The sequence below is a fragment of the Kitasatospora sp. NPDC058243 genome (genome assembly GCF_042882025.1).
GTDB lineage: Bacteria > Actinomycetota > Actinomycetes > Streptomycetales > Streptomycetaceae > Kitasatospora.
Window position 1 is genome coordinate 45,648 of sequence record NZ_JBHVWW010000034.1, and the last position, 23,503, is coordinate 69,150.

Here is a 23,503-nt window from a genome sequence, read left to right on the forward strand (position 1 = left end):
GGGGCGGGCGGTTGCGTGGGAAGTCGATCGGGCCGACTTCCTGCGCCGCCGTCGGACGGGGCGCGGTGGCGGGCCATCAGGCGGAGGCCGTCTGGAGGGCGGTGTCCGACAGGGCGGCGCGGTAGTCGGGGTCGGCGAGGAGGGTGGTGTGCGGGGCGAGGGCGCGCAGGCGGCCGGCGTCGAGCCAGGCGACGAGGTCGGCGCGGGCGGCGACCCCGGCGCGGTGGGCGACCACCAGCCGGGTGCGGCCGAGGGTGGCGCGGTCGAGGGCCTCGCTGACCTGGTACTCGGTGGCGAGGTCCAGTCCCGAGGTGGCGTCGTCGAGGACGACGACCCGGGCGGGCCGGGCCAGGAGCCGGGCCAGGCCGAGGCGTTGCAGTTCGCCGCCGGAGAGCCGGAGTTCGTCGAGCGGGGTGTCCCAGCCCCGGGGCAGCCGCTGGAGGAAGCCGTCCGCGCGGGCGGCCGCCGCCTCGGCTGGGCCGGCGCCGGCCAGCGCGTCGCGGACCGTACGGCCGACCAGGGCGGGCCGGGCGAAGGCGTAGCCGACCGCGTGCCGCAGTTCGGACGGGGCCAGCGCGTCCACCGGGACACCGTCGATCAGTACGGCGCCCTCGTCGGGGTCGAGCAGCCGCCCGGGCAGCGCGGCCAGCAGCGACTTGCCGGAGCCGGAGCGCCCCACCAGTGCGACCGTGCGGCCGCCGGGGATCGTCAGATCGAGCGGGCCGAGCAGCACCCGGTCGCCGTCGCGCACCACCACGCCGCGCAGGACGACCTCCCCGTAGCCGCCGACGGGGAGGGCCGCCAGGCCGGGTTCGGCCGGGCGGACGGCCAGCAGTTCGTCGGTCCGGGCCTGCCCGGCGCGGGCGTGCGCCACCGCGACCAGCGCCTCGACCTGCTCGAAGAGTCCCGCGCCGAGGGCAGCCCAGCCGGCCGCGGCGGCGAGCGCCCCGGGGGCCAGGGTGCCGGGGGACGGAGTGCCGGGGGCCAGGGCGCCGTCGGCGAGGAGCGCCCCGGCGGTGGCGAGCACCGCGACCTCGACCACTGCGATCAGCAGGGTGGCCTGCCAGGCGGTGCGCCGCTGCGCCGCCCAGAGCGCGCGCCCGGCGGCGGCAAGCTCCGGAAGCGGCGCCAACACCCTTGCCGCCTCGCGCTGTTCGGCACCGGCGGCGTGGATGCTGCGCAGTCCGGTGAGGGCGCCGCTGAGCCGGGCGGCAAGGTCGGCCTGGACCTCCTGGTAGCGGGCGAACACCGGCCCGGCCTCGCGCAGGAAGAGCCGGATCAGCACCACGCCGGGGACGACGCCCGCGAAGAAGGCGAGCGCCAGCCACGGCGACAGCAGCCCGAGCCCGACGATCGCGCCCGCCGAGGTGAGCAGCGCCGTGGCCGCGCCGAGGACGGCGGGCAGTCGGCCGCCCGCGTCGCCGGCCGAGCCCAGCAGGCGGGCGGCGAGGTCGCCGGGCGGTGGTCCGTGGCGGAGCCGGCCGCCGGGTCCGAGGGTGAGCAGGTGGCGGACGAGGCGCCCGCGCAGGGCGGCGGTGGCCTCGGCGGAGCAGGCCGGGCCGGCCGCGGCGGCGGTGGCATTGGCTGCGGCGGCCACGCCCAGGACGAGGGCGAGCCGTACGAAGGCGCCGGGCCCGGGCCGGTGGCCGAGGGTGGCGTCGACGGCCGCGGCGAGCGCGGCGGGCAGGGCGAGCGTGGTGGCGGCCTCGACCGGCAGGGCGATGCCGAGTGCGAGGGTCCAGCCGGTGGGGCGGCGGGGCAAGTCGGAGCTCCCGTCGGAACGTCAGAACGTTGGGTAGGGGGGGCGGGCGGGCACGTGCAGGGAAACGGACGGTGCCGTCCCCGCCAGTCCGGACAGGCGGGGACGGCACCCACGGCTCACCGCCTGGATCAGCTGTTGGTGAAGATCAGGCAGGTGAGGATGAGACAGGTGTACTGGCAGCCGGCGCCGTGGCCGGTCAGCTCGACGGACTCGGTCTCCGGCAGGTCCTGCAGCGCCGCGAGGTCGGTCTCGAAGTCCACCATGTTCTCCATGATCGGGTTCCTCCCCTGGAACTACGCCCGCCGCGATCTGCCTGCGGGCATCGGGTGTCGCCCCCGGGCGGCTCGGTCCGCCGCGCCGGGGTGGTGCCCCGGGCCGCGTCGGGCCCGGGAGTCTGTGTGGTGAGGTGTCGACGTCCTGAGATGTCGAGGTGCCGACGTCCTGAGGAGTCGAGGAGTCGAGGTGTCGACGTACCGAGGTGTCGGGGCTCCGGTCAGCCCGGTCGGCCGGTCCGCAGGAAGGCGGCCAGCAGCTCGTGCAGCACGGCCGCGCCCTCCTCGGCGAGCACCTCGTGGCCCGATCCGGCCGCCTCGACGTACCGGAAGTCCGCGCCCTCGACCCGGCCGATCCGCAGCAACTCGTGCCGCAGCGAACGGGACTGGCTCACCGGCACGACCTCGTCCCGGTTGCCGTGCACCACCAGCAGCGGGGCGCTCAGCCGGTGCGCCAGCTGGAGGACGTCGCGCGGGCCACGGGCGTCGGTGATCGGCTCGTCGCCGGCCAGCCGGGTGGTCAACGCCCGTACGGGGGCCGCCGCTTCGGCCAGCAGCCGGGCGCCGGACAGGAACGGCGCGACCACCGCGCAGCGGGACACCTGCTCGGCCGGCGCGTGCGCGGCCGCCAGCAGCGCCAGGAACGCGCCGTAGCTGACCCCGAACAGGGCCGGCGGCTCCAGCCCGAGCGCCGCGCGCTGGCCGGCGATGCCGTCCAGCAGGTACAGCACGTCGTCCAGGTCGGGCCCGCCCCAGGCGCCCCGGATGGCCATCGCGTGCGCCACCCCGTAGCCGGTGGAGCCGCGCTGGTTCGGTGCGATCACGGCCAGGCCCTCGGCGGCCATCCGCTGAAGGGCCGGGTCGAACTCCAGCCGCCAGGCGTCCGCCGGGCCCCCGTGCAGCGCCAGCACCAGGTGCGGGCTGCTCAGCCAGGTGTCCCCGCCGTACACCACGGCCTCCAACGGCCCGGCCGGGCCGGCGAGTTCGAGGCTCTGCGCGGGCTGCCAGCGGCCGCCGTCCCCGGGTGCGGTGCTGCCGTCCACCCGCCAACCCGGCGGCTGGGTGCGGGGGGTGCGCGGACCGCCGGGCTGCCAGGGCAGCACGGTGTCCCGCCACGGGCCGGGCAGGCCGGAGCCCAGCGGCGCCAGTTGCAGTGGCAGCGGCATCGGCATCGGGCCGGACCCGGGCTTCGCCGGGCCGTGTGCCAGCAGCGCGTCCACGTCCAGGGCGGCCAGCGCCGCCGGGTGGTCGGGCGAGGAGTACGGGAGCCGCAGCGCCGCCCCGCCCCAGTGGCCGACCGCGCCGAGCCGGCCGGGCGGTACCGGCAGCTGGTCCAGCCGGCCGGCGGCGGCCCGCCACAGGGCGAGCGCGGAGCCGGCGCCGTGGTCGACCTGCACCGCCACCTGCGGGCCGTCCGCCGTCCGCCGCAGCGCGACCGGCCGCAGGAACATGCCCGCGACGTGCAGGCACTCCGGGAACCGCAGCGGTTCGCCGCCGCCCAGCACGCCCCAGCCGAGCCGGTCGGTGCCCGGTGCGTCGCTGCGCACCATCGCGAACCGGCTGTCCGGGTCGAACAGCACCAGCCGGTCGTTGCTGCGCTCGCCGATCTCCAGCAGCGGGGTGGTCGTGCCGCTGCGCAGGTCCAGCACCACGGTGCGGACGAGCCCCGCGTTCACCCGGTCCAGCGCCAGCAGCGCCCCGGCGTGGTCCAGCCAGGCGCCGCCGCCGTGCAACCCCGGGATCTCGGCGACCCGTTCGGGCTCGCTGCCGTCCGTCCGCACCAGCCAGGCGGTGGTCGCCGGGCGGGTGTCCGTCCCGAGGGCGAGCGCCACCGGCGTCCGAGGACCGGCCCCGGGGGGCGTCGGGATCGGCAGCAGCCGCAGCCCGGGCATCCGGATCGTGGCCACCTGCTGTTCCACGGCGCCGTTCTCGCCGTACGAGAGGCGGACCAGGTCGTGCCGCTCGCCGTCGTGCCGGCAGACCAGCACCGAGCCGTCCGGCAGCGCGACCAGTTGCGAACGCAGGCTCTCCGACCGGTTGCCGGGCAGCGGCAACGCGAGCGGAGTGGCCGGCCCGCCGTCCGACGGCAGCCGCCAACTCTCCACGTACCAGCCGCCGTCGGCGGCCGAGGCGAGGCAGGCGGCGTGACCGCCGTCGGCGGCGAAGGTGAAACTCAGTCGGCGCAGCGCCTGCGCGACGGTCCGGGTGGCCACGTTCATGCCCCGCTCACCCCGCTTGCCGCACCCTGGGACCGGCGTACGGCGGGCGGCACCGGATCCACCCAGAGCCGGGGGCCGCCGTGCCGCAGCCGCAGCAGGAAGGCCAACGCTCCCGCCGCGCCGGTGCCGTAGCCGGCCGCGCAGCCCGTCCCGGTCTCGTCCGGCAGCACCAGCAGGCCGCCCCGCAGCGCCGACCGGGCAGCGATCAGCTGCGCCAACTCCTCGGCGCCGGAACGGAATTCCTGCCCGTCGGCGACATCGGCGACATCGGCGGCCTCGGCGAGGTCGAGCAGGTACTCGCCGTCGCCGGCCAGGCCGTGGCAGGCGCTCACCCCGCCGTGCCAGCGCCCGGCCAGTACGGCCCGCCCGGCGGCCAGCGCCAGCCCGTGCGCGGTGGCGTCGCCGGTGGCCCGCCAGAGCCGCAGCAGGAAGGTGCCCACGCCGGACGAGCCGCTGCACCAGTGCGCCAGCCTGACGCGGTCCGGATCGTCCGCGCTCTGCGGCCACCAGGCGCTCTCGCGCGGCGCGTCCCAGCGGACGGTCGCGGCGAGTGTGTGCCCGGCCTCGACGGCGCCGGCGAGCAGGTCGCGGTCGCCGGTCGCCTCGGCGGCGGCCAGCAGGAAGGCGCCCACACCGGCCACGCCGTGCGCGAAGCCGAGGTGGGTGATCCCGGCGAGCGCCGAGTCGAAGTCCGCCGGCACCGGCCACACCCGCCCGTACGGCTCGTGCCGGGCGGCGGCGAGCAGGGCGTGGCCGCAGTGGGCGGCGCGGTCGAGGAAGGCCGGGTCGCCGGCGGCTTCGGCGGTGAAGCCTTCGGCCGCAAAGCGGAGTTGGGTGAACCCGGAGCCGGCCGCGCCGTGGCAGACGTCGGGGTTGGGCCACTCGACGGGGATCCGCCGGGCGAGCGCGGCGGCCCGAACGGCCAGCGCGTCGTCGCCCAGCGCCCGGGCGGCGTCCAGCAGCGCCCAGGCCGTCCCCGACCGCCCGAAGTGCAGCCCGGGCAGCACCGCCGGCTCGGCGGCCAGGCGCTGTTCGATCCACCCGGCGGCCGTCCGTGCCGTCCGCGCGGCCTCCGCGCGCACCTCGCCCGGCAGGCCCTCCGCCGCCACCGCCCGCGCCAGCACCGCCAGCACTCCGGCGGCGCCGTGCTGCACATTGCACGGATCCGTCCGCTCCCCGGCGGGCACGACCGGCCACAACCGGTCCCGCCGCAGCGGCGTGGCCGTGACGGCCAGCTGCCGCAGGCCGTCGCACAGCACCCGGTCGAGGAGGCCGGCCGACGCGCGGCAGGCGGCGTCCGCAGCGGCGCCGTCGGGTCGGACGGCAGCCCGGGGGCCGCCGGTCGCGGCGGTCGGGTCGGTCGGGTCGGTCGCGGAACGGTCGTCGTGGGCGTCGGCGGAGTGCTCGGCGGGCGCGGCCCGGTGGGCCGCAGCGCGCCACGGCGGAGCGGCGGCGGCCCGCATGGCACCGGCCCTGGCGGGCGCGGCACTGCCGTCGGCGGCTCGCTGCGGGGGTGCGGTGGCGGCGTCGCCGGTCGGGCCGGTGGCATGGGGGCCGCCGGGGTGCCCGGTGTGCGCGGTCCGCCGGTTCGGGGCCTGCCACAGGGGGGTGACGGCGGTGGTGGTCTCATGCCCGTGCGTGGCACCGGGAGCCCCGCCCGGGCGTGTGTCATCGCCGCGCCGGGCATCAGCAGTGGCTTCGCCCGCGAGTTCCGCCCTGACCTGGGCGAGGCTCCAGCGCTGCCCCGGCTGTTCGGCCCGGAGGCCGAGGACGGCGGGGGCGAGGCGGCGGGCGGTGGTGCCGGTGCGGGCGGCGAGGGCGAGCCAGCGGCCGAGGCGCTCGGTGACCGGGCGGGCCCGGGGCAGGTCGTCCGGGAGCAGCGGGTCGTGGCCGGTGGCGAGGAGGAAGAGCAGGCCGCCGAGGGCGTACAGGTCGACGGCCGGGTCGGCGACGCAGGTGCCGTCGTGGACGAGGCCGAGCCGGCCGGGCCCCTGTTCGGGGGCGCGGTAGCCGGGGGTGCCGGCGGAGCCGGCGGGGCGGCCGGTTTCGGCGGCGAGTTCGAGGTCGACGAGCCGGAGGCGGCCGTCGGGGCGGACCATCACGTTGCCGGGGGAGAGGTCGCGCAGGACGAGTCCTTGGGCGTGCACCCGTTCGACGAGGTCGAGGAGGGCGTGCGCGACCGGTCCGGCGTCGGCCCAGTCGACGTCGGGGCTGCCGTCGCGCCGCAGCCGGGCGGCGACCCACGCGCCGAGCGGCTGTCCGGCGATTCGTTCCTGCACGAGGAAGACGGAGTCGTCCCGTTCGATCAGTTCGATCGGGCGGGGTGCCAGGCCCTGCCCGTCCAGCCGGGTCAGCAGGGCGGCCTCGTGCCGCAGGGCGTCGCGGGCGTCGGTGCCGGCCCGGTCGATCTCGATGTGTGCGCGGGCCTGCTTGACCACGACCTCGGCGCCGCTCGCGGCCTCCCGGCCGAGGAAGACCCCGCCCTTGGTGCTGTGCCGTACGGCGGCGGTGATCGCGTACCGCTCGGCGAGCAGCACGCCCGTGCCGCGTTTCACCTCCGGCCGGGCCGCACCGGTCTCCAGCGGGTCGCTGGCCCAGGACGGCGCCCGGTAGGAGGCGCCGCGCACGTCCTCGGCCCGTTCGCCGTCCGGCCCGTGCAGGACGGACCGGTACTCCCCGTCGTGGCCGAGCTCGGCGCGGGCCGCGAAGGCGCCGTACCGGTAGTGGACCAGGCTGCCGGGCCGGTAGGGGCGGTCGGAGAGTACGACGGGCCCGGGCAGTCCGGCGGTGGCCCGGTCGAGTCCGGCGGCCAGCCGCCGGAACTGGGCGTCGTCGGCCGGGTAGACGGTGATGAACTTTCCCGCCGAACCCCGATCGCTGTTACGGGAGTTGAGTTCGCGCAGCCGCTGCTCCCCGGCGGCGAACTTGAACGGGCACGGGTCGTCGGCGAGAGCCCGTACGACGGCCGCGAGCACTGCTTCGCCCGCCGCCGAGGCCGCGCTGACGTGGAGCTTCCAGCCCTGCTCCGGGAGTGGAACCGACGCGGGCGGCCTGGCCGTGCACCAGAAGCCCCCGGCGGCGACCTCCCAGTCGCCGCCGCCTCCCCGGCCGCCGGCCTCCGCCAGCGCCGCCCGCGTCGTCTCCGGCCACGGTCCGGCCGCATCCGGCCCGTGGCCCGCCGATTCCCCGCCCCCGGCCGTACGCAGCGATGTGCCCGCCGCCATTCGCCACCACATCCCTTCGTCTCGTCCGCCGCCCGCGGGTGCCCACCTGCTCCGGCACCCGGGCGTGCGGCCCGGCCTGATCGGTTTCCTCGGAAGGAGCGGGAGTGCCGCCCCTGAACGGGAGTGCCGCCTCGGTGTGGCGTGCCGCCCCGGTGCGGCGCACCGCCCTGGTACGGCGGTGCCGCGCCTGGGGCAGGAGCCCCGGCCGTGCCCGCCCCGGGCCCGGTCTCGCCAGGGCCCGTGTCCGGCGGAGCGCCTTCCCGACCCCCGGTCGGGGCAACTGTCGGGGCAACTCCCGTTCGCAGGACTGAAGTTACTTTCGAGGCGGGAGTGGCTCAACGTAGAGCCGGTCACTTCACTCGTAAGGGTGATCAGGAAGCGGTTTCGAATTCGTGCGAGGGCTCCCGTGTGAGCAGTGGGCGCCGGGCGCGCGGGCGCGTGCGACCGGCGCCGGCCCCTCCCGGGCGCCCCCACCGCAGATTGACGCGCGTCCGTACGCCATCGGCACCCGTGTCCGAACCGCGCCGCCACCGCATCCCCGCTGCACCGGCCGCCCCGCTGCCGCCGCCCCGCCGCCCAGGTCGCCGAACGGCCGAGGCCCGACCGCCCCCGCGCGCACGGTAGTCTCGACAGGTGCCGAAACTGTCCGACGTCATCACCGCGCTCGAAGAGGTCTACCCGCCGCAGTGGGCGGAGGCCTGGGACGCCGTCGGCCTGGTCTGCGGAGACCCCCAGGCCGAGGTCGGCCGCGTGCTGTTCGCCGTCGACCCCGTGCAGACGGTCGTCGACGAGGCCGTCGAGTGGGGCGCCGACCTGGTGGTCACCCACCACCCCCTCTATCTGCGCGGCACCACCAGCGTCGCCGCGACCACCTTCAAGGGCCGGGTCGTACACACGCTGATCAGCAACGGCATCGCCCTGCACGTCGCACACACCAACGCCGACCACGCCGACCCCGGCGTCTCTGACGCGCTCGCCGAGGCGGTGGGCCTGCGGGTGACCGGCCCGCTGGTGCCGGACCCGACCGACCCGCTGGGCCGCCGCGGCACCGGCCGCATCGGCCTGCTGGAGCCCCCGCTGCCCCTGTCGGCCTTCGCCGCGCAGGTGGCCGAGGGCCTGCCGGCCACCGCCGCGGGCGTCCGGGTCTCCGGCGACCCGGACCGGCTGGTGAGCCGGGTCGCGGTGTGCGGCGGCTCGGGCGACAGCTTCCTCGCCGAGGTGCGGGCGGCCGGGGTGGACGCCTACCTCACCGCCGACCTGCGCCACCACCCCGCGTCCGAGGCCGCCGAGGCGGCGCCGGTCGCCCTGGTCGACGCCGCGCACTGGGCCACCGAGTGGCCCTGGCTCGCCCTGGCCGAGCGGGCCCTGCACACCGCCGCCGACCGGCGCGGCTGGGCCGTGGAGACCAAGGTCTCCCACCGGGTCACCGACCCGTGGACCGCGCACGCCCCCATGTCCTTCACCGCCTGACCCGATTCACAGGAGCCTTCCCCTTGAACGCCGCGCCCGCCGACCAGATCCGCCTGCTCGACCTCCAGGCCTTCGACTCGAAGCTCGACCAGCTGGCCCACCGGCGCCGGAGCCTGCCCGAGCACGCCGAGATCGAGAAGGCCTCCGCCGACCACACCGCGCTCAAGGACCTGGTGGTCGCCGCCGAGGCCCAGCAGGGCGACACCACGCGTGAGCTGACCAAGGCCGAGCAGGACGTGGAGCAGGTCCGCGCCCGGTCCGCCCGCAACCAGCAGCGCCTGGACTCCGGCGCGATCACCTCGCCGAGGGACCTGGAGAACCTCCAGCACGAGATCGGCTCGCTGGCCAAGCGCCAGGGCGACCTGGAGGAGATCGTGCTGGAGGTCATGGAGCGGCTGGAGAGCGCCCAGACCCGGGTCACCGAGCTGACCGCGCGCCTGCAGCACTCCACCGTCGTCCTCACCGAGGCCGAGACCCGCCGGGACGCCGCCTTCGCCGAGATCGACACCGAGGCCGACAAGGTCAAGCGGGACCGCGAGACCGTCGCCGCCGTCGTCCCCGCCGACCTGCTGAAGGTCTACACCAAGCTGCGCCAGACGCAGGGCGGCGTCGGCGCGGCCCGCCTCTACCAGCGCCGCTGCGAGGGCTGCCGCACCGAGTTCTCCATCACCGAGTTCAACGCCATCAAGGCCGAGCCGGCCGACAAGGTGGTCCGCTGCGAGAACTGCTCGCGGATCCTGGTCCGCACCGCCGATTCGGGCGCCTGACCCGGTGGCGGCTCGCTTCATCGTCGAGGCGGACGGCGGGTCCCGGGGCAACCCGGGGCCGGCCGGCTACGGCGCGGTGGTCCGGGACGGCGACACCGGGCAGATCATCGCCGAGGCCGCCGAGTTCATCGGCCACGCCACCAACAACGTGGCCGAGTACAAGGGCCTGATCGCCGGCCTCAAGGCGGCCCGGGAGCTCGACCCGGACGCCTCGGTGGACGTCCGGATGGACTCCAAGCTGGTCGTCGAGCAGATGTCCGGGCGCTGGAAGATCAAGCACCCCGACATGCAGCCGCTCGCCGCCGAGGCCCGCACGATCCTCCCGCGCGCCCGGGTGACGTACACCTGGATCCCGCGCGAGCGGAACAAGGACGCCGACCGGCTCGCCAACGAGGCGATGGACGCGGGCAAGGCCGGCCGCCAGTGGGAGCCCAGGCCGCGGGCCGCCGCGGTGGTGGACGAGCCGCCGCTGGAGACCGCCGCCCCCAAGGCGGGCTGGGCCGCCCCCGCCGACCTCGGCACCCCGACCACCTTCGTCCTGCTCCGCCACGGCGAGACCGCGCTGACCCCGCAGAAGCGCTTCTCCGGCAGCGGCGGCAGCGACCCGGAACTGTCCGACAAGGGCCGCTGGCAGGCCGCGCGGGCCGCCGAGGAACTGGCCGCCCGCGGCAGCATCCAGGTCGTGGTGGCCTCGCCGATGCGCCGCACCCGGGAGACCGCCGAGATCGTCGCCGCCCGGCTCGGCCTGGAGGTCCGGTACGAGGACGGGCTGCGCGAGGTCGACTTCGGCGACTGGGAGGGCCTGACCTTCGCCGAGGTGCAGGAGCGCCACCCGGAGGACCTGGCGGCCTGGCTCGGCTCGGCGAAGGCCAAGCCCACCGGCAGCACGGAGAGCTTCACCACGCTCACCCACCGGGCCGGCGTCGCCCGGGACAAGATCATCGCCCGGCACCCCGGCAGGACCGTGCTGGTGGTCTCCCACGTCAGCCCGATCAAGACGCTGGTCCGGCTGGCGCTCGGCGCCCCGCCGGACGCGCTGTACCGGATGGAGCTGTCCGCCGCCTCGTTCTGCGCCGTCCAGTACTACGCGGACGGCAACGCCTCGCTGCGGCTGCTCAACGACACCTCGCACCTGCGCTGAACGCCTAGCTCCGGGGGAGCGGTGCGGGGGACCGCCCCCCGGAGCGGGCTCAGTGCACCTCGGTGACCACCACGTCCAGCTGCCACGGCTTGCGCGCCGTGCCTTCGGCAGCGAGCTCCACCCGGTGCCCCAGGCCCCGCAACGCGTCCAGCAGCTCGCCCGGCGTCTTCGGCTCGATCCCCGCGACCAGCAGGTCCCGCACCAGGCGCCCCTTGGTCGCCTTGTTGAAGTGGCTGACGACCGTGCGCTTGCCGTTGCGCTCCTGGAGCACCCGGACGGTCGCCGTCCGGGACGCCACCTCGCCGGCCGGCTTCCACGCCGCCGCGTACGCCGAACTGCGCAGGTCCAGCACCAGCCCGTCCGCCGCCTCCGGCAGCACGGACGCCATCGCGCCCCGCCAGTACGCGCCGAGCGCCCCCGGGCCGGGCAGTTTCACGCCCATCGAGCAGCGGTAGGGCGGGATCCGGTCGGAGATCCGTACGGCGCCCCACAGACCGGAGAAGACCAGCAGCGACCGCTCGGCCCGGCCGTACGCGGCCGCGTCCAGCGTGGCCAGACCCAGGTTGTCGAACAGCACCCCGGTGTACACCTCGCCCGCCGGACGGGCACCCGCCGCCGGCAGCCCGGCGTTGCGGGCGATCTCGCCGCGCAGCCCGGGGCTGAGCCCCAGCACCTCCGCGGCGGTGTCCTCGTCACCCCGGCAGAGACCGACCAGCGCGTCCAGCACCTCGCCGCGCGCGGCCGTCAGCCCGGGCAGCGACAGCCGGTCGAGCGCCACCGGCACCCCGTCCCCGGACGCGGCCTTGCCCTCCGAAGGCGGCAACAGCACCAGCACAGCGGACTCCTCAACACTCTGTGGCGGATGAACCCCGCCACCCTACGCAAAACCGGCCTGCCCCGGGCGGCCCGTCCTGCCTGTCCGGCCCCGAGACGGTTGCCCCGGCCGCGGCTACTCGGCGCCGCCGGCCCCCGCGACCACGGCCGTCCCGGCCGCCAGCGCCAGGCAGAGCGGCGAGTAGTACCGGGTGTCCAGCCGCTTGAACCGCTCCGAGCGCTCGACGGCCCTCCCGAACAGCACCAGGCCGCCGGCGCCGCGCGCCAGCATCACCCCGGCCACCGCCCGCACCCCGGCCCGCCGCAGCCGCCGCGGTCCCACCGCCGGCAGCACCCCGGCCTCCGCCCCCACCAGGTACGCGGCCGTCCCGAGCAGCCCCGCCACCGCGACGCAGGCCGCCGGGGACGGTGGTCCGTCGCCCGCGCCGACCACGGTGTCCGCGAACTCCTCCGGCGTCCGCAGCGGCCACGGCGTCACCGCCCACACCGCGTGCAGCGCCCCCGTCGCCGCCAACACCCCCGACACCGCCGCCCCGGTCACCTTCACCGCACCCATTGCCCGAACCCCCTTCGTGAACGACCACTTGACCCCAGCCTACGAGTGCTCACACCCGGACCCCACCCCGCCCGGGGGTGGAAATCCGGTGGGGCCGCCCGGCGTTCGCCACTACGGTGAGCAGCGAGGAGAGTGAGCGAGATGACCCTGCGACCCCTGGACCTGGTGCCCGGCGACGACGACGCCGTGGAGGAGTCCCTGTCCGTGCGCCTGCCCGCCGGCCTGCCGGCGGAGACCCGGCAGGCCCTGGAGTTCGCGGTGCGGGCCGCCGCCGAGGCCGTGATGGCCGGGCGGGTGCGGGTGACCGAGGCCCCGGCCGGGTCGGACACCGCCGAGCTGGCCTTCGAGGTCCGCCAGTCCGAGGTGCCGGACGCGCTCACCGATCAGTCGCAGGAGCCCGGCCAGCAGAGCCGGTCCGAGCGCCGGGCCGCCATGGTCGCCCGGATCCGTGCCGCCAACGCGGAGACGTTGGAGAGGCTCAAGGACCTGTGACCGAGTACCTGGACCTGGAGGACGTCACCTACCTGGCCGGCGGGCCGGAGAACATCCGGGACCTCGGCGGCCTGCTCTCGGCGATCGCCCGCCCGCAGGCGAGCCTGTTCGGCGGGGACGCCTACCCGGACCCGTGGACCAAGGCCGCCGCCCTCGGCCAGAGCCTGTCCCGCAACCACCCGCTGATCGACCGGAACAAGCGCACCGCCTTCGAGGCGATGCTGCTGTTCCTGGACTACAACGGCGAGCCGTACACCGACCCGCACCCGGACGACGCGGTGGCCTTCATGCTCCGGCTGGCCACCGGCGGCTACGACGACGCCGTCGTGCTCGCGGGCAAGGACCTGAAGTCGCTGCTGGGGCGCTGAGCCCACCAGCACCGGCCGCCCAGTGGTACCGGCAGCACCGGCAGCACCGGCCGCCCGGCCGCCCGGCGCGTCCGGCGGGGTGATCCGTCCGGAATCACCCGATTCGCCCTACGCTGCCTGCATGCCTCGCCGAAAACTGCGCGTCAAGGCCGCCGACTCCGCCCGGATCAACACCGAACTGACCGAACTCCGCGCCCGCCTGGAGATCCACACCGAGTGGCCGGAGCCGGTGCTGGCCGAGGCGGAGGAGGCGGCCGAGCGCCCCCGGCTGCCCGAGCACGACGCCACCGACCTGCCGCTGTTCACCGTCGACCCGCCCGGCTCGCGCGACCTCGACCAGGCCATGCACCTGCTCCACCGTTCCGGCGGCGGCTACCGGGTGTACTACGCCATCGCGGACGTCGCCGCCTTCGTCCGCCCGGGCGGCGCCATCGACGCCGAGGCCCGCCGCCGGGTCGAGACCCTGTACTTCCCGGACCACCGCGTCCCGCTGCACCCCGCCCGGATCTCCGAGGACGCCGCCAGCCTGCTGCCCGGCGAGCCCCGGCCCGCCCTGCTCTGGCAGCTGGACCTGGACGCCGACGGCGCCGTGGTGCTCGCCGACCTGCGCCGCGCCCTGGTCCGCTCGCACCGCCGCCTCGACTACGCGGCCGTCCAGCGCGCGGTGGACCTCGGCGGCGCCGACGAACAGCTCGCCCTGCTCGCCACCGTCGGCCGGCTGCGCGAGGAGCAGGAGCGCGCGCGGGGCGGGATCAGCCTCCCGGTGCCCGAGCAGGAGGTCGAGGAGACCCTGCACGGCTACGTCCTCGGCTACCGCGCGCCCGGCCCCGCCGACGGCTGGAACGCGCAGATCTCGCTGCTCACCGGCCTGGCCGCGGCCGACCTGATGCTCGACGCGGGCGTCGGCCTGCTGCGCACCCTGCCCGCCGCGCCCGCCGCCGCGTACGAGCGGCTGCGCCGGATCGCCGCCGCGCTGGACGTGGACTGGCCGCAGGCGCTCCCGTACCCGGAGCTGATCCGCTCGCTGGACCCGGACGCGCCGATGGACGCCGCCTTCCTCAACGCGTGCACCGGCCTGCTGCGCGGCGCCGGCTACCACGCCTTCGACGAGTCCCGGGGCCTGCCCGCCCCGGCCGACCCGGGCCACGCCGCGCTCGCCGCGCCGTACGCGCACTGCACCGCGCCGCTGCGCAGGCTCGGCGACCGCTTCGCGCAGGAGGTGTGCGCGGCTGTGGCGGCGGGGGAGGAGGTGCCGGACTGGGCGCGGGAGGCGCTGCCCGCCGTGCCGGGCCTGATGGCGAGCGGGGACCGCCGCGCGGCCGAGGTCGAACGGGCCTGCGTGGACCTGGTGGAGGCGGAGCTGCTGGCCGGCCGGGAGGGCGAGGACTTCACCGCCGTGGTGATCGACGTGGACGAGCGGCGGCCCGCGGCCGGCACGGTGCAGCTGCGCCGGCCCGCCGTCCGGGCCCGCTGCGACGGCGCCGATCCCGGGGCGGTGCTGCCGCTTGGCGGGCTGATCCGGGTCCGGCTGACGCAGGCCGACCCGCTCACCCGCACCGTCCGCTTCGCCGCCGTCTGACCCCCTCCGCTTCCACACGCCCCCGGCGCCCGCCCGGCGCCGCCACCCGGACGGTCCGTCACACGGCCCCCGAGCACCGCCCAGGTGGGAGGATCGGTCCCGTGCCCGAAGCCCAGCCCTCCGTCGCCCCGGGGCGCCGCCGCCGACTGCTCGTCCTGGCGATCTGCTGCCTGAGCCTGTTCATCGTCGGCCTGGACAACACCGTGGTGAACATCGCCCTGCCGGCGATCCAGCGGGATCTGGACGCCCCGGCGTCCGGGCTGCAGTGGATCATCGACGCCTACACCCTGGTCCTGGCCTCGCTGCTGATGCTGTTCGGCTCGGTGGCCGACCGCTTCGGCCGCCGCCGGGTGTTCCAGACCGGGCTGCTGTGCTTCGCGCTCGGCTCGCTGCTGTGCAGTCTGGCGCCGAGCCTGGAGTGGCTGGTGGCGTTCCGGGCGTTGCAGGCGGTCGGCGGTTCGATGCTGAACCCGGTGGCGATGTCGATCATCACCAACACCTTCACCGACCCGAAGGAGCGGGCCCGGGCGATCGGCGTCTGGGGCGGTGTGGTCGGCATCTCGATGGCGCTCGGCCCGCTGCTGGGCGGCTTCCTGGTGGAGGGCGCGGGCTGGCCGTCGATCTTCCTGATCAACGTTCCGGTCGCCGTGGTCGCGATGCTCCTGACCGCCCGTTACGTCCCGGAGTCGCGCTCGCCCCGGCCGCGCCGGCTGGACCCGGTCGGGCAGCTGCTGATGATCGTCCTGCTGGGCTGCGGCACCGCGGCCATCATCGAGGGCCCGGGCAGCGGCTGGACGTCCCCGCTGATCCTCGTCCTGGCGGTCGCCGCCGTGGCCGCGCTGGTCGCCTTCCCGCTGTGGGAGCGGAGGGTGGCCGAGCCGCTGGTGGACCCGCGGTTCTTCGCCAGCGCGCCGTTCACCGGCGCCACCGTCACCGCGGTCTGCGCCTTCTCGGCCCTGGGCGGCTTCCTCTTCCTCAACACGCTCTACCTGCAGAACGTCCGGCACTACGACCCGTTCGAGGCGGGCCTGTGGACGCTGCCGATGGCCGCGATGATGCTGGTCTGTGCGCCGCTGTCCGGCCGGATCGTCGGCAGTCGGGGTCCGCGCGGCCCGCTGGTGGCGGCCGGGCTGGGCCTGGTCGCGAGCGGGCTGCTGCTGACCAGGCTGGCCGCCGACTCCCCGGCGGCGCTGCTGCTGGCGGCGTACGCGCTGTTCGGCTTCGGCTTCGGCATGGTCAACGCGCCGATCACCAACGCGGCCGTCTCCGGCATGCCGCGCGCCCAGGCGGGGGTGGCCGCGGCGGTCGCCTCGACGAGCCGCCAGATCGGCCAGTCGCTGGGGGTGGCGGTGATCGGTACGGTCGTCACCTCGGCCGTGGTCGGCCCGGTGGCGACGGGCTTCGCCCCGGCCAGCCACGCGGGCTGGTGGATCCTGGTGGGCCTGGGCGCCGCGATCCTCCTCCTCGGCCTGGCGACCACCACCCCGTGGGCGACCGCGACCGCCGTCCGGGTGGCCGCCCGCCTCGGCGGCGAGCCGCCCGTGGTCCGCTCCGGTGTACGGGAGGCCCCACCCGAGCGGCTACGATGACCACTACGGCGGAAGAGCCGGCCGGGCGGCCGCGACGGGTCCTTGACCCGCCGAGGAACGTCCGGGCTCCACAGAGCAGGGTGGTGGGTAACGCCCACCCGGGGTGACCCGCGGGACAGTGCCACAGAAAACAGACCGCCCACCGCTTCGGCGGCGGGTAAGGGTGAAACGGTGGTGTAAGAGACCACCAGCGACCGGGGTGACTCGGCCGGCTCGGTAAACCCCACCTGGAGCAAGGTCAAGATCGGCGCCCTCGGGCGCCGTGCGCGGATGACTGAGGGCTGCTCGCCCGAGTCCGCGGGTAGACCGCACGAGGCTGTCGGCAACGGCAGTCCTAGATGGATGGCCGCCTCCCCGGGCCGCGCGAGCACCCCGGGAGACAGAACCCGGCGTACAGGCCGACTCTTCCGCCGCCCTAGCTTGACTGAGGCCCCCTGATCTGCGAAGCCGCAGGTCAGGGGGCCTTTGTCGTGGGGCCGCCCCGGTCGCGCGAGCGGCTCGGGAGACAGAACCGGGGGTACAGGCCGACTGTTCCGCTTCCCGCCGTTACGCGGGGCGGGCGCCGACGGCGTCGCGGATCTGGTCGCCGAGGCCGCCGTTGACGCGGGCGCAGTTGGCGCAGCAGAAGAAGCGGCCGGCCACTTCGACGCCGTGGCCGACGATGCGGACCTGGCACTGCTCGCAGCGCGGCGCGAGCTTCTCCATCGCGCACTCGAAGCTGTCGAAGGTGTAGGTGTCGCCGGTGATGGTCTTGATCTCGAAGGCGAGCCAGTAGTCGTTGCCGCAGGTGACGCAGGTGGCCATGGCGGCCGTCTCCTTCCGGTGGGGGCCGGCCGGCCGGGGTGGCCGGGCAGCCGTTCCCAGTGTCGGAGGGCCGTGCGGGGGCGGCCACTCGGCGGCGTCGTCAGGCGGAGCGGCCGGCCAGTTCCTCCAGGGCCCGGACGGCGCGGTCGGCGTCGTCGGCGGTGACGAACAGGTGGTCGTGGTGGAAGCCGGCCACCACGTTGCAGCTGATCCCCTCCTCGGCGAGGCGCCCGGCGACGGCCGCGGTGAGGCCGACGGCCTCCAGGGCGGAGTGGATCTGCAGGGTGATCCAGGCCGCCACGTACTCGTAGCGCAGCCCGAGCGCGTCGGCCTCCTCCTGGGCGACGACGACCGTGACCCCTTCGGGTTCGGCGACGGTCACCACCGGCCGCATGCCCGCGGGCACCTTGGCGGGCAGCGTGCAGTACACGTACCGCCCCGGGTTGAGCAGCGGGCGCATCCCGTGCAGCAGCTTCGCGAGGTCTCGTTCACCGGCCATGCCCGTCACCGTAGCGGCCGGACGGGGCCCGGGCGGTGGGGTGGGGCGCCGGTGCGCCGTTCGTGTCGGAATCCGTTGACGAGCGACAGTCGCCGATATATCGTCGAGCTATCGAGACAGTAACTCGACTGGCTCGGTGAACGAGGAGGTGAGCGCCATGCGCTCAGGAAACCGAGGAAATCCGGGAATGCGGTTCAGCGGCGAGGGCCCGCGCGGTGGCTGGCGCCGCGGGCCGGGGCCGGACTTCGACGGGCGGGAGTTCGAGGGCCGGGAGGCCTTCGGCGGCTTCGGCCCGCCGCCGTTCGGCGGCGGTGGGCCCGGGCGGCCGATGGGCGGTCCGTTCGGGCACGGCTTCGGCGGGCACGGCGGGCGCCGCGGCGGTCCGCACGGGCGGCGCGGCGGCCGGGCGCGGCGCGGGGACGTCAGGGCCTCGCTGCTGGCGCTGCTCAAGGAGCGGCCGATGCACGGCTACGAGATGATCGCCGAGATCTCCGAGCGGACGGGTGGGGCCTGGCGGCCGAGCCCGGGCTCGATCTACCCCAACCTCCAACTGCTGGAGGAGGAGGGCCTGATCACCGCGGAGGAGGTCGGCGGCAAGCGGCTGGTGTCGCTCACCGAGGCGGGCCGGGCCGAGGCCGAGGCGGGGCCCGCCGAGCCGTGGGCGGAGGCCGGCCGGGAGGTCGACTGGGAGGCCGTCCAGGAGGTCGGCCAGGCGCTGGCCGCGGTCGACCAGGCGATCCGCCAGGTGATGGCGACGGGCACCGAGGCGCAGCGCGCCAAGGGCCTGACGGTGCTCACCGAGGCGCGCAAGAAGCTCTACCTGATCCTCGCCGAGGAGGACTGACCGCCGTGGGGGGCTGGGCACAGGCGGTGCGGCTGCTCAGGGGTGGACCGTGAACAGGGCCACGCAGGCGAGCAGCAGCACCGCCCAGCCGAACCAGAGCCAGCCGTTCGGGCCGATCGCCACGGTGTAGACGCACACCGCCACCAGCAGCGCCCCGGTGACGCCGGCGACCTGCCGGTTGTGGTGCGCGACCGCCTGGGGGCGGCTGCGGGGGTGCCGTGCCGTTCTCGCCATGCCGTCCTCCCGGGGAGGCTGGGGGCGGCGGCCGGTGCGGGCGGCGCGGCCGTCAGCCGGACGCGCGGGCGGTGGCCGCCTCGTCGAACTCGTAGCGCCAGTGCCAGCTGATGCCCCGCACCTGCTTGGACCGGACGTACACCAGTGTGCGCGCGGGGGAGTCGCCGTGCGCGGGGACCGGCACCTTGTAGGTCTTCGGCACGCCGAACATCGGCCCCAGCGGGATGGGGAGGATGCGGCCGTCCAGGGGGCCGCCGACGAATTCGGTGTCCGCGCTCTTCACCCCACCAGGGTCTCACCTCCGCACGGGTGACCGGCGCACACGCCCGGGGCCCGTCCGGCGGATCCTGCCGGGTGCGGGGAGTGTGACCGGAGAGGCACCGCCCCCGGTCATCCGGAGGCCCCGCGCACCCTTATCCTTCCTGTTACGCCCCCGGGGTTCACCCGGGTCAGCGGGCCCCGTACGGGCCGGGCGGGGCGCGGATCCGCGCGCCCTCCGGCCGACCTGGCGCGGACAGCGTGCTGCCGCGACTGCGTACCGTGACCCGGGCGTCGGCCCTCCGGTGACCCCGGTTCCCGGTCGGCAGGGCGTGGACAGCAGGGCCGAGCACCGCCCCGGGAAGCAGCGGGGGGCGCTGTGCGTTGCGTCGGAGTGGTACGTCGAACGCTGTGCCGCACCAGGTACGGCAGTGCGCGGAAGGGGCCCGATGGAAGCCGGCGGCAGGTGGACGACCTGGTGGCAGAAGCGTGAGCGTCAGCGGGCCCGGTCGGGTGACGTGGACGGCCCCGCCGCCCGACTCGATCAGCTGCTCGGCGCGGTGCGCGCCGGATTCCCGCTCGCGCCGGCCGCGCATCCGGCCGGCTACCGCTGTTCCTGCGACCGGGTGGCCTGTCCGGCCCCCGCCCAGCACCCGGTCTCCTTCGCCTGGCAGACCCAGGCCACCACCGATCCCGAGCAGCTCGCCCGCTGGCTCGCCCGCGATCCGCAGACCAACTTCATCACCGCCACCGGGCGCGCCCACGACGTGCTGGACGTCCCGGTCGAGGCCGGCCGGCTGGCCCTGGAACGGCTGACCGAGCGGGGCGTCGAGGGCCCGGTCGCCGCCGTCGGCGAGGACCGCTACCTGTTCTTCACCGCCACCCGGGGCACCCCGCAGGACGAGGACGAGTGGTGGCCGAGCGTCCTCGACTCCACCCCGGACACCATGTCCGAGCACCCCGGCCTGCGCTGGCACTGCCGCGGCTCGTACACCCTGCTGCCGCCGGCCGCGCTGCCGGACGGCTCGCAGGTGCGGTGGCTGCGCGGGCCCGAGCAGCCGCTGCCGGACCCGCTGCGCGTCCTGGACGTGCTCACCGACGCCTGCACCGAGGTGGGCGCCGTCGCCGAGGAGCAGTGGCTCATCGGCTGAACCGGCGCCCCACGGCTCGGCGGCTCGGCGGCTCGGCGGTTTCCAGGGGCCGCCCGGCGCCCGGCCGGGGTCACGGCAGGGTGAGGACCTCCGCGCCGTCCGCCGTGACCACCAGGGTGTGCTCGAACTGGGCGGTGCGCTTGCGGTCCTTGGTGACGACCGTCCAGCCGTCCGGCCAGATCTCGTAGTCGTAGGTGCCCAGGGTGAGCATCGGCTCGATGGTGAAGGTCATCCCCGGCTTGATCACCTCGGTGGCCCGCTCGCTGTCGTAGTGCGGGATGATCAGGCCGGAGTGGAACGACGTGTTGATGCCGTGCCCGGTGAAGTCCCGCACCACGCCGTAGTCGAAGCGCTTGGCGTAGGACTCGATGACCCGCCCGATCACGTTGATCTGACGGCCGGGCTTGACGGCCTTGATCGCCCGGTCGAGGGATTCGCGGGTCCGCTCGACCAGCAGCCGGGACTCCTCGTCGACGTCGCCGACCAGGTAGGTGGCGTTGAGGTCGCCGTGCACCCCGTGGATGTACGCGGTGGCGTCGATGTTGACGATGTCGCCGTCCTGGAGCACGGTCGAGTCCGGGATGCCGTGGCAGATCACCTCGTTGATCGAGGTGCAGACCGACTTGGGGAAGCCGCGGTAGCCGAGGTCGGACGGGTACGCGTCGTGGTCGCACATGTAGGTGTGGGCGACGGCGTCCAGCGCGTCGGTGGTGACGCCGGGGGCGATCAGCTTGGCGGCCTCCGCCATCGCCTGGGCGGCGATCCGGCTCGCGATCCGCATCTTCTCGATCGTCTCGGCGGTCTGCACCTCGGGCCCGGTGTACGGCGTCGGGGCGGGCCGCCCGACGTACTCGGGGCGCGCGATGTGCGCCGGGACCTTGCGGGTGGGGGACTGGATGCCGGGTACGAGAGCCATGGCCGCGAGTCTAACGGCCGCCCCCGGCGCGCCCGGGCGGTGTGCGCGGAGGCCCCGGCCGGGGAATGATCGGTACGACCCCAACGCGTCGACGGGAGGGCACCATGCCCCTGGGATTCCACCGCAAGCCGACCGGAAAGCCCGGCGAGTGGTTCTACTGCATCAAGCACGGCAAGGTCGAGGAGGGGCCGGAGTGCCCCGCCAAGGACCGCCTCGGCCCGTACGACAGCCCGGAGGAGGCCGCGCACGCCCTGCAACTCGCCGACGAGCGCAACCGGGAGTGGCGGCAGGGGGACGAGCGCTGGAACGACACGCCGAAGGACGGCGGCGGCGAGTAGCGGCCGGGGCGGCGTCCGGCTTTCTGCCGTCAAGCCGGCGCCGTCAGCAAGTCGGCGTCAGTCCGTCGCCGCGGCGGCCTCCCGTTCGCCTTGCTGTTCCCGCTCGCGCTCCGCGCGCTCGTGCCCGGCGCGGACGGCGGCGGTGTGCGGGTCGGTGCGGTCGTCGTAGGCGAGCAGCTTGGGCAGCGCGGCGGCCACCACGACGACGGCGACGACGCAGATCAGACCGCCGCTCCAGACGGCGGCGCGGACGCCGACCAGCCCGGCCATGGTGCCGGCCCGGACCTGGCCGAGCTGGGGGCCGACGGAGTAGCTGAGCAGTTCGACGCCGGCCATCCGGCCGCGCACCTCGTCCGGGATGGACTGGTTCCACATGGTCGAGCGGGCCAGCCCGCTGATCTCGTCGGCGCCGCCGGCCAGCGCCAGGCCGAGCAGCACCAGCCAGATGCTCCCGGACAGGCCGGCCAGGGCCATGGCCGCGCCCCAGCCGACGGCGGCGACCACCAGCAGTCGGCCGTGCCGGTGGATCCGGGACGTCCAGCCGCTGGTCGCCCCGACCAGCAGGGCGCCGGCCGCGGAGGCCGCGTACATCGGGCCGAGCGCCCAGTCCGCGCCCAACTCGGAGGCCAGGAAGGGGAAGACGGCCACCGGGAAGGCGAACAGCATCGCGCAGAGGTCGATCGTGTAGGTGCCGAGCAGGTCCTTGCGGCTCCACGCGTACCGGATGCCGGTGAGCACCGCCCGCACCGACGGCCGCTCGGCGCCGGTGGCCGGCGGCACCGCCCGGATCCGGACGAGCAGCAGCAGCGAGGCGGCGAAGGTGAGCACGTCCAGCGCGTACGCCGTCCCCACCCCGGAGAACGCCACCACGACGCCGGCCAGCGCCGGCCCGGCCACCGAAGCGGCGTTGCGGTACAGGGAGTTGAGCGCGAACGCGGCGGTCAGGTGCTGGTGCGGGACGATCCGCGGGGTGAGCGAGTCCAGGGCCGGGCGCTGCAACCCGTCGCAGGCCGCGACCAGCGCGGCGACCAGGTAGATCGGCCAGAGCAGCGGGGACGGCAGCAGCGCGTTGAGCAGCAGCAGGCCGGCGAGCAGGCCCAGCCCGGCCTCGGCGCGCAGCACCAGCTTCCGGCGGTCCAGGGCGTCGGCGAGGGCGCCGCCCCACAGGCCGAAGACGATCAGCGGGACGAGCTCGAAGGCGCCGATCAGGCCGACCGCGAAGGAGGAACCGGTCAGTTCCTTGATCTGCATCGGTACGGCGACGTAGGTCAGGTAGCTGCCGAAGCTGGTGACGCAGCCGGAGAGCCAGAGGAAGCGGAAGTCGCGGGAGGCGCGCCAGGGCGAGAGGTCGGGCGCGAGCGAGCGCAGCAGCGTGCGAGACCGTCCGGAGGTGCCGGGGGGATGCGGGGGTTCGTCGTCGTTCACGAACCAGCATCCTCGAACGCGGGCCGCCGGGTTCGCAAAGGGTTTTTCAGCCCGGCACACGGCCGTCACGGTCGGCGTCCGGCCGTCACGGCCGGGCCGGGGTGGGCCGGGGTGGGCCGGGGTGGGCCGGGCCCGGCCCGGACTACCAGCGGCTGATCGCGGGCGGTACGGTCAGCCGGCCGGCGAGTTCGGCGAGCCGGTCCAGCGCGGTGCGGCGGCCCGGGGACCGCCCGGCGGCGGCGCTGACCAGGTGCTGGGCGAGGTCGAAGGGCTCCTCGTCGGCGGTGCCGACGGCGAGCCGCTCGTGCGCGAGCCCGCCGAGGTCGCCCGGCTCGGCGGGGGCGGCGCCGTCCAGTGCGAGCACGGTCGCGCCGTGCCGGCGGGCGTCCTGCACCCGTTCCAGCAGTGTCGGGCCGGCCGCCTCCGGCGCCACCACCAGGACGGTGGCGCCGCGCCCGGCCGCGGTGAGCCGGCGCAGGCCGTGCGCGAGGTGCGTCGGGGCGCCGGCCGGCGGAGCGTGCCGCAGCAGGGTGGGCACCAGTCGGGGGACGGCCGACCAGGCGGCCTCGTCCGCCAGGTGCGCGGCCAGATGCCAGGGCTCGTACGCCTCGGTGCCGACCAGCAGCAGCTCGCCGGCCCCGCGCCGCGACACCGAGCGCCGCAGCGACCCGGCGAAGCCGCCGACCGCCTCCAGCCAGCCGGTGCCCGCCAGGTGCTGCCGGAGTGCCGAAACTCTCACCGCGTCCATGCGGCCCACAATG

The 23,503-nt window shown here is 75.9% G+C and carries 23 protein-coding genes and 1 other RNA gene; 11 read left to right on the forward strand and 13 right to left on the reverse strand.

Annotated elements, in window-relative coordinates:
• Positions 1-76 precede the first annotated feature (76 nt).
• The 4 genes from ACFVX9_RS22425 to ACFVX9_RS22440 form a co-directional block, all read right to left on the reverse strand.
• Positions 77-1,762 carry an ATP-binding cassette domain-containing protein gene (locus tag ACFVX9_RS22425; protein WP_387983155.1) on the reverse strand — a complete coding sequence of 562 codons (1,686 nt, stop codon included), beginning with the start codon at positions 1,760-1,762 and terminating at the stop codon, positions 77-79.
• Between the two features lie 128 nt (positions 1,763-1,890).
• Positions 1,891-2,034, reverse strand: a complete 144-nt coding sequence (locus ACFVX9_RS22430) for a VenA family class IV lanthipeptide (protein ID WP_159398410.1) — start codon at positions 2,032-2,034, stop codon at positions 1,891-1,893.
• Positions 2,035-2,255: 221 nt separating this feature from the next.
• Complete coding sequence (locus ACFVX9_RS22435) at positions 2,256-4,253, reverse strand: alpha/beta hydrolase family protein (RefSeq protein ID WP_387983157.1); 1,998 nt, start codon at positions 4,251-4,253, stop codon at positions 2,256-2,258.
• Positions 4,250-7,477: a lanthionine synthetase LanC family protein gene (locus tag ACFVX9_RS22440; protein WP_387983158.1), complete on the reverse strand. Its 3,228-nt coding sequence runs from the start codon at positions 7,475-7,477 to the stop codon at positions 4,250-4,252. Before ACFVX9_RS22440 ends, ACFVX9_RS22435 begins: the two co-directional genes overlap by 4 nt.
• Before the next feature lie 633 nt (positions 7,478-8,110).
• On the opposite strand from ACFVX9_RS22440, the gene ACFVX9_RS22445 reads away from it, so the two are divergent.
• The 3 genes from ACFVX9_RS22445 to ACFVX9_RS22455 are packed head-to-tail and all read left to right on the forward strand — an operon-like array spanning position 8,111 to position 10,855.
• Entirely contained in the window at positions 8,111-8,947 is an 837-nt protein-coding gene (locus tag ACFVX9_RS22445) for a Nif3-like dinuclear metal center hexameric protein (protein WP_387983160.1), read from the forward strand.
• Between the two features lie 23 nt (positions 8,948-8,970).
• A complete protein-coding gene (locus tag ACFVX9_RS22450; RefSeq protein WP_063347374.1) occupies positions 8,971-9,714 on the forward strand; it encodes a zinc ribbon domain-containing protein in 744 nt (247 codons plus the stop codon).
• Positions 9,715-9,718: 4 nt separating this feature from the next.
• The gene (locus ACFVX9_RS22455) at positions 9,719-10,855 is read left to right on the forward strand and encodes a bifunctional RNase H/acid phosphatase (RefSeq protein WP_387983162.1); all 1,137 of its coding nucleotides are present in this window, start codon (positions 9,719-9,721) and stop codon (positions 10,853-10,855) included.
• 49 nt (positions 10,856-10,904) lie between these two features.
• On the opposite strand, the gene yaaA is transcribed toward ACFVX9_RS22455, so the two are convergent.
• Together yaaA and ACFVX9_RS22465 are read right to left on the reverse strand one after the other, a co-directional pair.
• The gene (gene yaaA, locus ACFVX9_RS22460) at positions 10,905-11,690 is read right to left on the reverse strand and encodes a peroxide stress protein YaaA (RefSeq protein WP_380370563.1); all 786 of its coding nucleotides are present in this window, start codon (positions 11,688-11,690) and stop codon (positions 10,905-10,907) included.
• Between the two features lie 114 nt (positions 11,691-11,804).
• Positions 11,805-12,245 (reverse strand): DUF3995 domain-containing protein, encoded by a 441-nt coding sequence (locus tag ACFVX9_RS22465; protein WP_079135552.1) that lies wholly within the window; start codon positions 12,243-12,245, stop codon positions 11,805-11,807.
• A gap of 141 nt (positions 12,246-12,386) precedes the next feature.
• Here ACFVX9_RS22465 and ACFVX9_RS22470 point away from each other — a divergent pair, with 141 nt between their 5' ends.
• The 5 genes from ACFVX9_RS22470 (at position 12,387) to rnpB (ending at position 16,683) form a co-directional block, all read left to right on the forward strand.
• Positions 12,387-12,737: a hypothetical protein gene (locus ACFVX9_RS22470; RefSeq protein ID WP_380560413.1), complete on the forward strand. Its 351-nt coding sequence runs from the start codon at positions 12,387-12,389 to the stop codon at positions 12,735-12,737.
• Positions 12,734-13,105: a type II toxin-antitoxin system death-on-curing family toxin gene (locus ACFVX9_RS22475; RefSeq protein WP_063347370.1), complete on the forward strand. Its 372-nt coding sequence runs from the start codon at positions 12,734-12,736 to the stop codon at positions 13,103-13,105. Before ACFVX9_RS22470 ends, ACFVX9_RS22475 begins: the two co-directional genes overlap by 4 nt.
• Before the next feature lie 121 nt (positions 13,106-13,226).
• Positions 13,227-14,684 (forward strand): RNB domain-containing ribonuclease, encoded by a 1,458-nt coding sequence (locus tag ACFVX9_RS22480; protein WP_380560412.1) that lies wholly within the window; start codon positions 13,227-13,229, stop codon positions 14,682-14,684.
• Between the two features lie 101 nt (positions 14,685-14,785).
• Positions 14,786-16,273 (forward strand): MFS transporter, encoded by a 1,488-nt coding sequence (locus tag ACFVX9_RS22485; RefSeq protein WP_387983166.1) that lies wholly within the window; start codon positions 14,786-14,788, stop codon positions 16,271-16,273.
• Positions 16,274-16,286: 13 nt separating this feature from the next.
• An RNA gene (gene rnpB / locus ACFVX9_RS22490) (RNase P RNA component class A) lies at positions 16,287-16,683 on the forward strand.
• Positions 16,684-16,819: 136 nt separating this feature from the next.
• On the opposite strand, the gene ACFVX9_RS22495 is transcribed toward rnpB, so the two are convergent.
• Both ACFVX9_RS22495 and ACFVX9_RS22500 read right to left on the reverse strand, forming a co-directional pair.
• Entirely contained in the window at positions 16,820-17,077 is a 258-nt protein-coding gene (locus ACFVX9_RS22495; RefSeq protein WP_063347367.1) for a hypothetical protein, read from the reverse strand.
• Positions 17,078-17,177: 100 nt separating this feature from the next.
• Positions 17,178-17,576, reverse strand: coding sequence for an ACT domain-containing protein (locus tag ACFVX9_RS22500; protein ID WP_063347366.1), 399 nt, complete (start codon positions 17,574-17,576; stop codon positions 17,178-17,180).
• 187 nt (positions 17,577-17,763) lie between these two features.
• Here ACFVX9_RS22500 and ACFVX9_RS22505 point away from each other — a divergent pair, with 187 nt between their 5' ends.
• Complete coding sequence (locus ACFVX9_RS22505) at positions 17,764-18,420, forward strand: PadR family transcriptional regulator (RefSeq protein WP_387983168.1); 657 nt, start codon at positions 17,764-17,766, stop codon at positions 18,418-18,420.
• Positions 18,421-18,456: 36 nt separating this feature from the next.
• Here the strand turns inward: ACFVX9_RS22505 and ACFVX9_RS22510 are convergent, their stop codons facing one another.
• Entirely contained in the window at positions 18,457-18,654 is a 198-nt protein-coding gene (locus tag ACFVX9_RS22510) for a hypothetical protein (protein ID WP_387983169.1), read from the reverse strand.
• A 52-nt stretch (positions 18,655-18,706) separates the two neighbouring features.
• A complete protein-coding gene (locus ACFVX9_RS22515; protein WP_063347363.1) occupies positions 18,707-18,937 on the reverse strand; it encodes a hypothetical protein in 231 nt (76 codons plus the stop codon).
• A gap of 424 nt (positions 18,938-19,361) precedes the next feature.
• Here ACFVX9_RS22515 and ACFVX9_RS22520 point away from each other — a divergent pair, with 424 nt between their 5' ends.
• Entirely contained in the window at positions 19,362-20,063 is a 702-nt protein-coding gene (locus tag ACFVX9_RS22520; protein ID WP_063347362.1) for a bifunctional DNA primase/polymerase, read from the forward strand.
• A gap of 70 nt (positions 20,064-20,133) precedes the next feature.
• Here the strand turns inward: ACFVX9_RS22520 and map are convergent, their stop codons facing one another.
• Positions 20,134-20,979, reverse strand: coding sequence for a type I methionyl aminopeptidase (gene map, locus ACFVX9_RS22525; protein WP_380370577.1), 846 nt, complete (start codon positions 20,977-20,979; stop codon positions 20,134-20,136).
• Between the two features lie 104 nt (positions 20,980-21,083).
• Between map and ACFVX9_RS22530 the strand changes: the two genes are divergently transcribed.
• Positions 21,084-21,317: a hypothetical protein gene (locus ACFVX9_RS22530; RefSeq protein ID WP_063347360.1), complete on the forward strand. Its 234-nt coding sequence runs from the start codon at positions 21,084-21,086 to the stop codon at positions 21,315-21,317.
• Between the two features lie 57 nt (positions 21,318-21,374).
• On the opposite strand, the gene ACFVX9_RS22535 is transcribed toward ACFVX9_RS22530, so the two are convergent.
• Entirely contained in the window at positions 21,375-22,742 is a 1,368-nt protein-coding gene (locus ACFVX9_RS22535; RefSeq protein ID WP_387983170.1) for an MFS transporter, read from the reverse strand.
• Between the two features lie 142 nt (positions 22,743-22,884).
• The gene (locus tag ACFVX9_RS22540; RefSeq protein WP_387983171.1) at positions 22,885-23,490 is read right to left on the reverse strand and encodes a hypothetical protein; all 606 of its coding nucleotides are present in this window, start codon (positions 23,488-23,490) and stop codon (positions 22,885-22,887) included.
• Positions 23,491-23,503 lie beyond the last annotated feature (13 nt).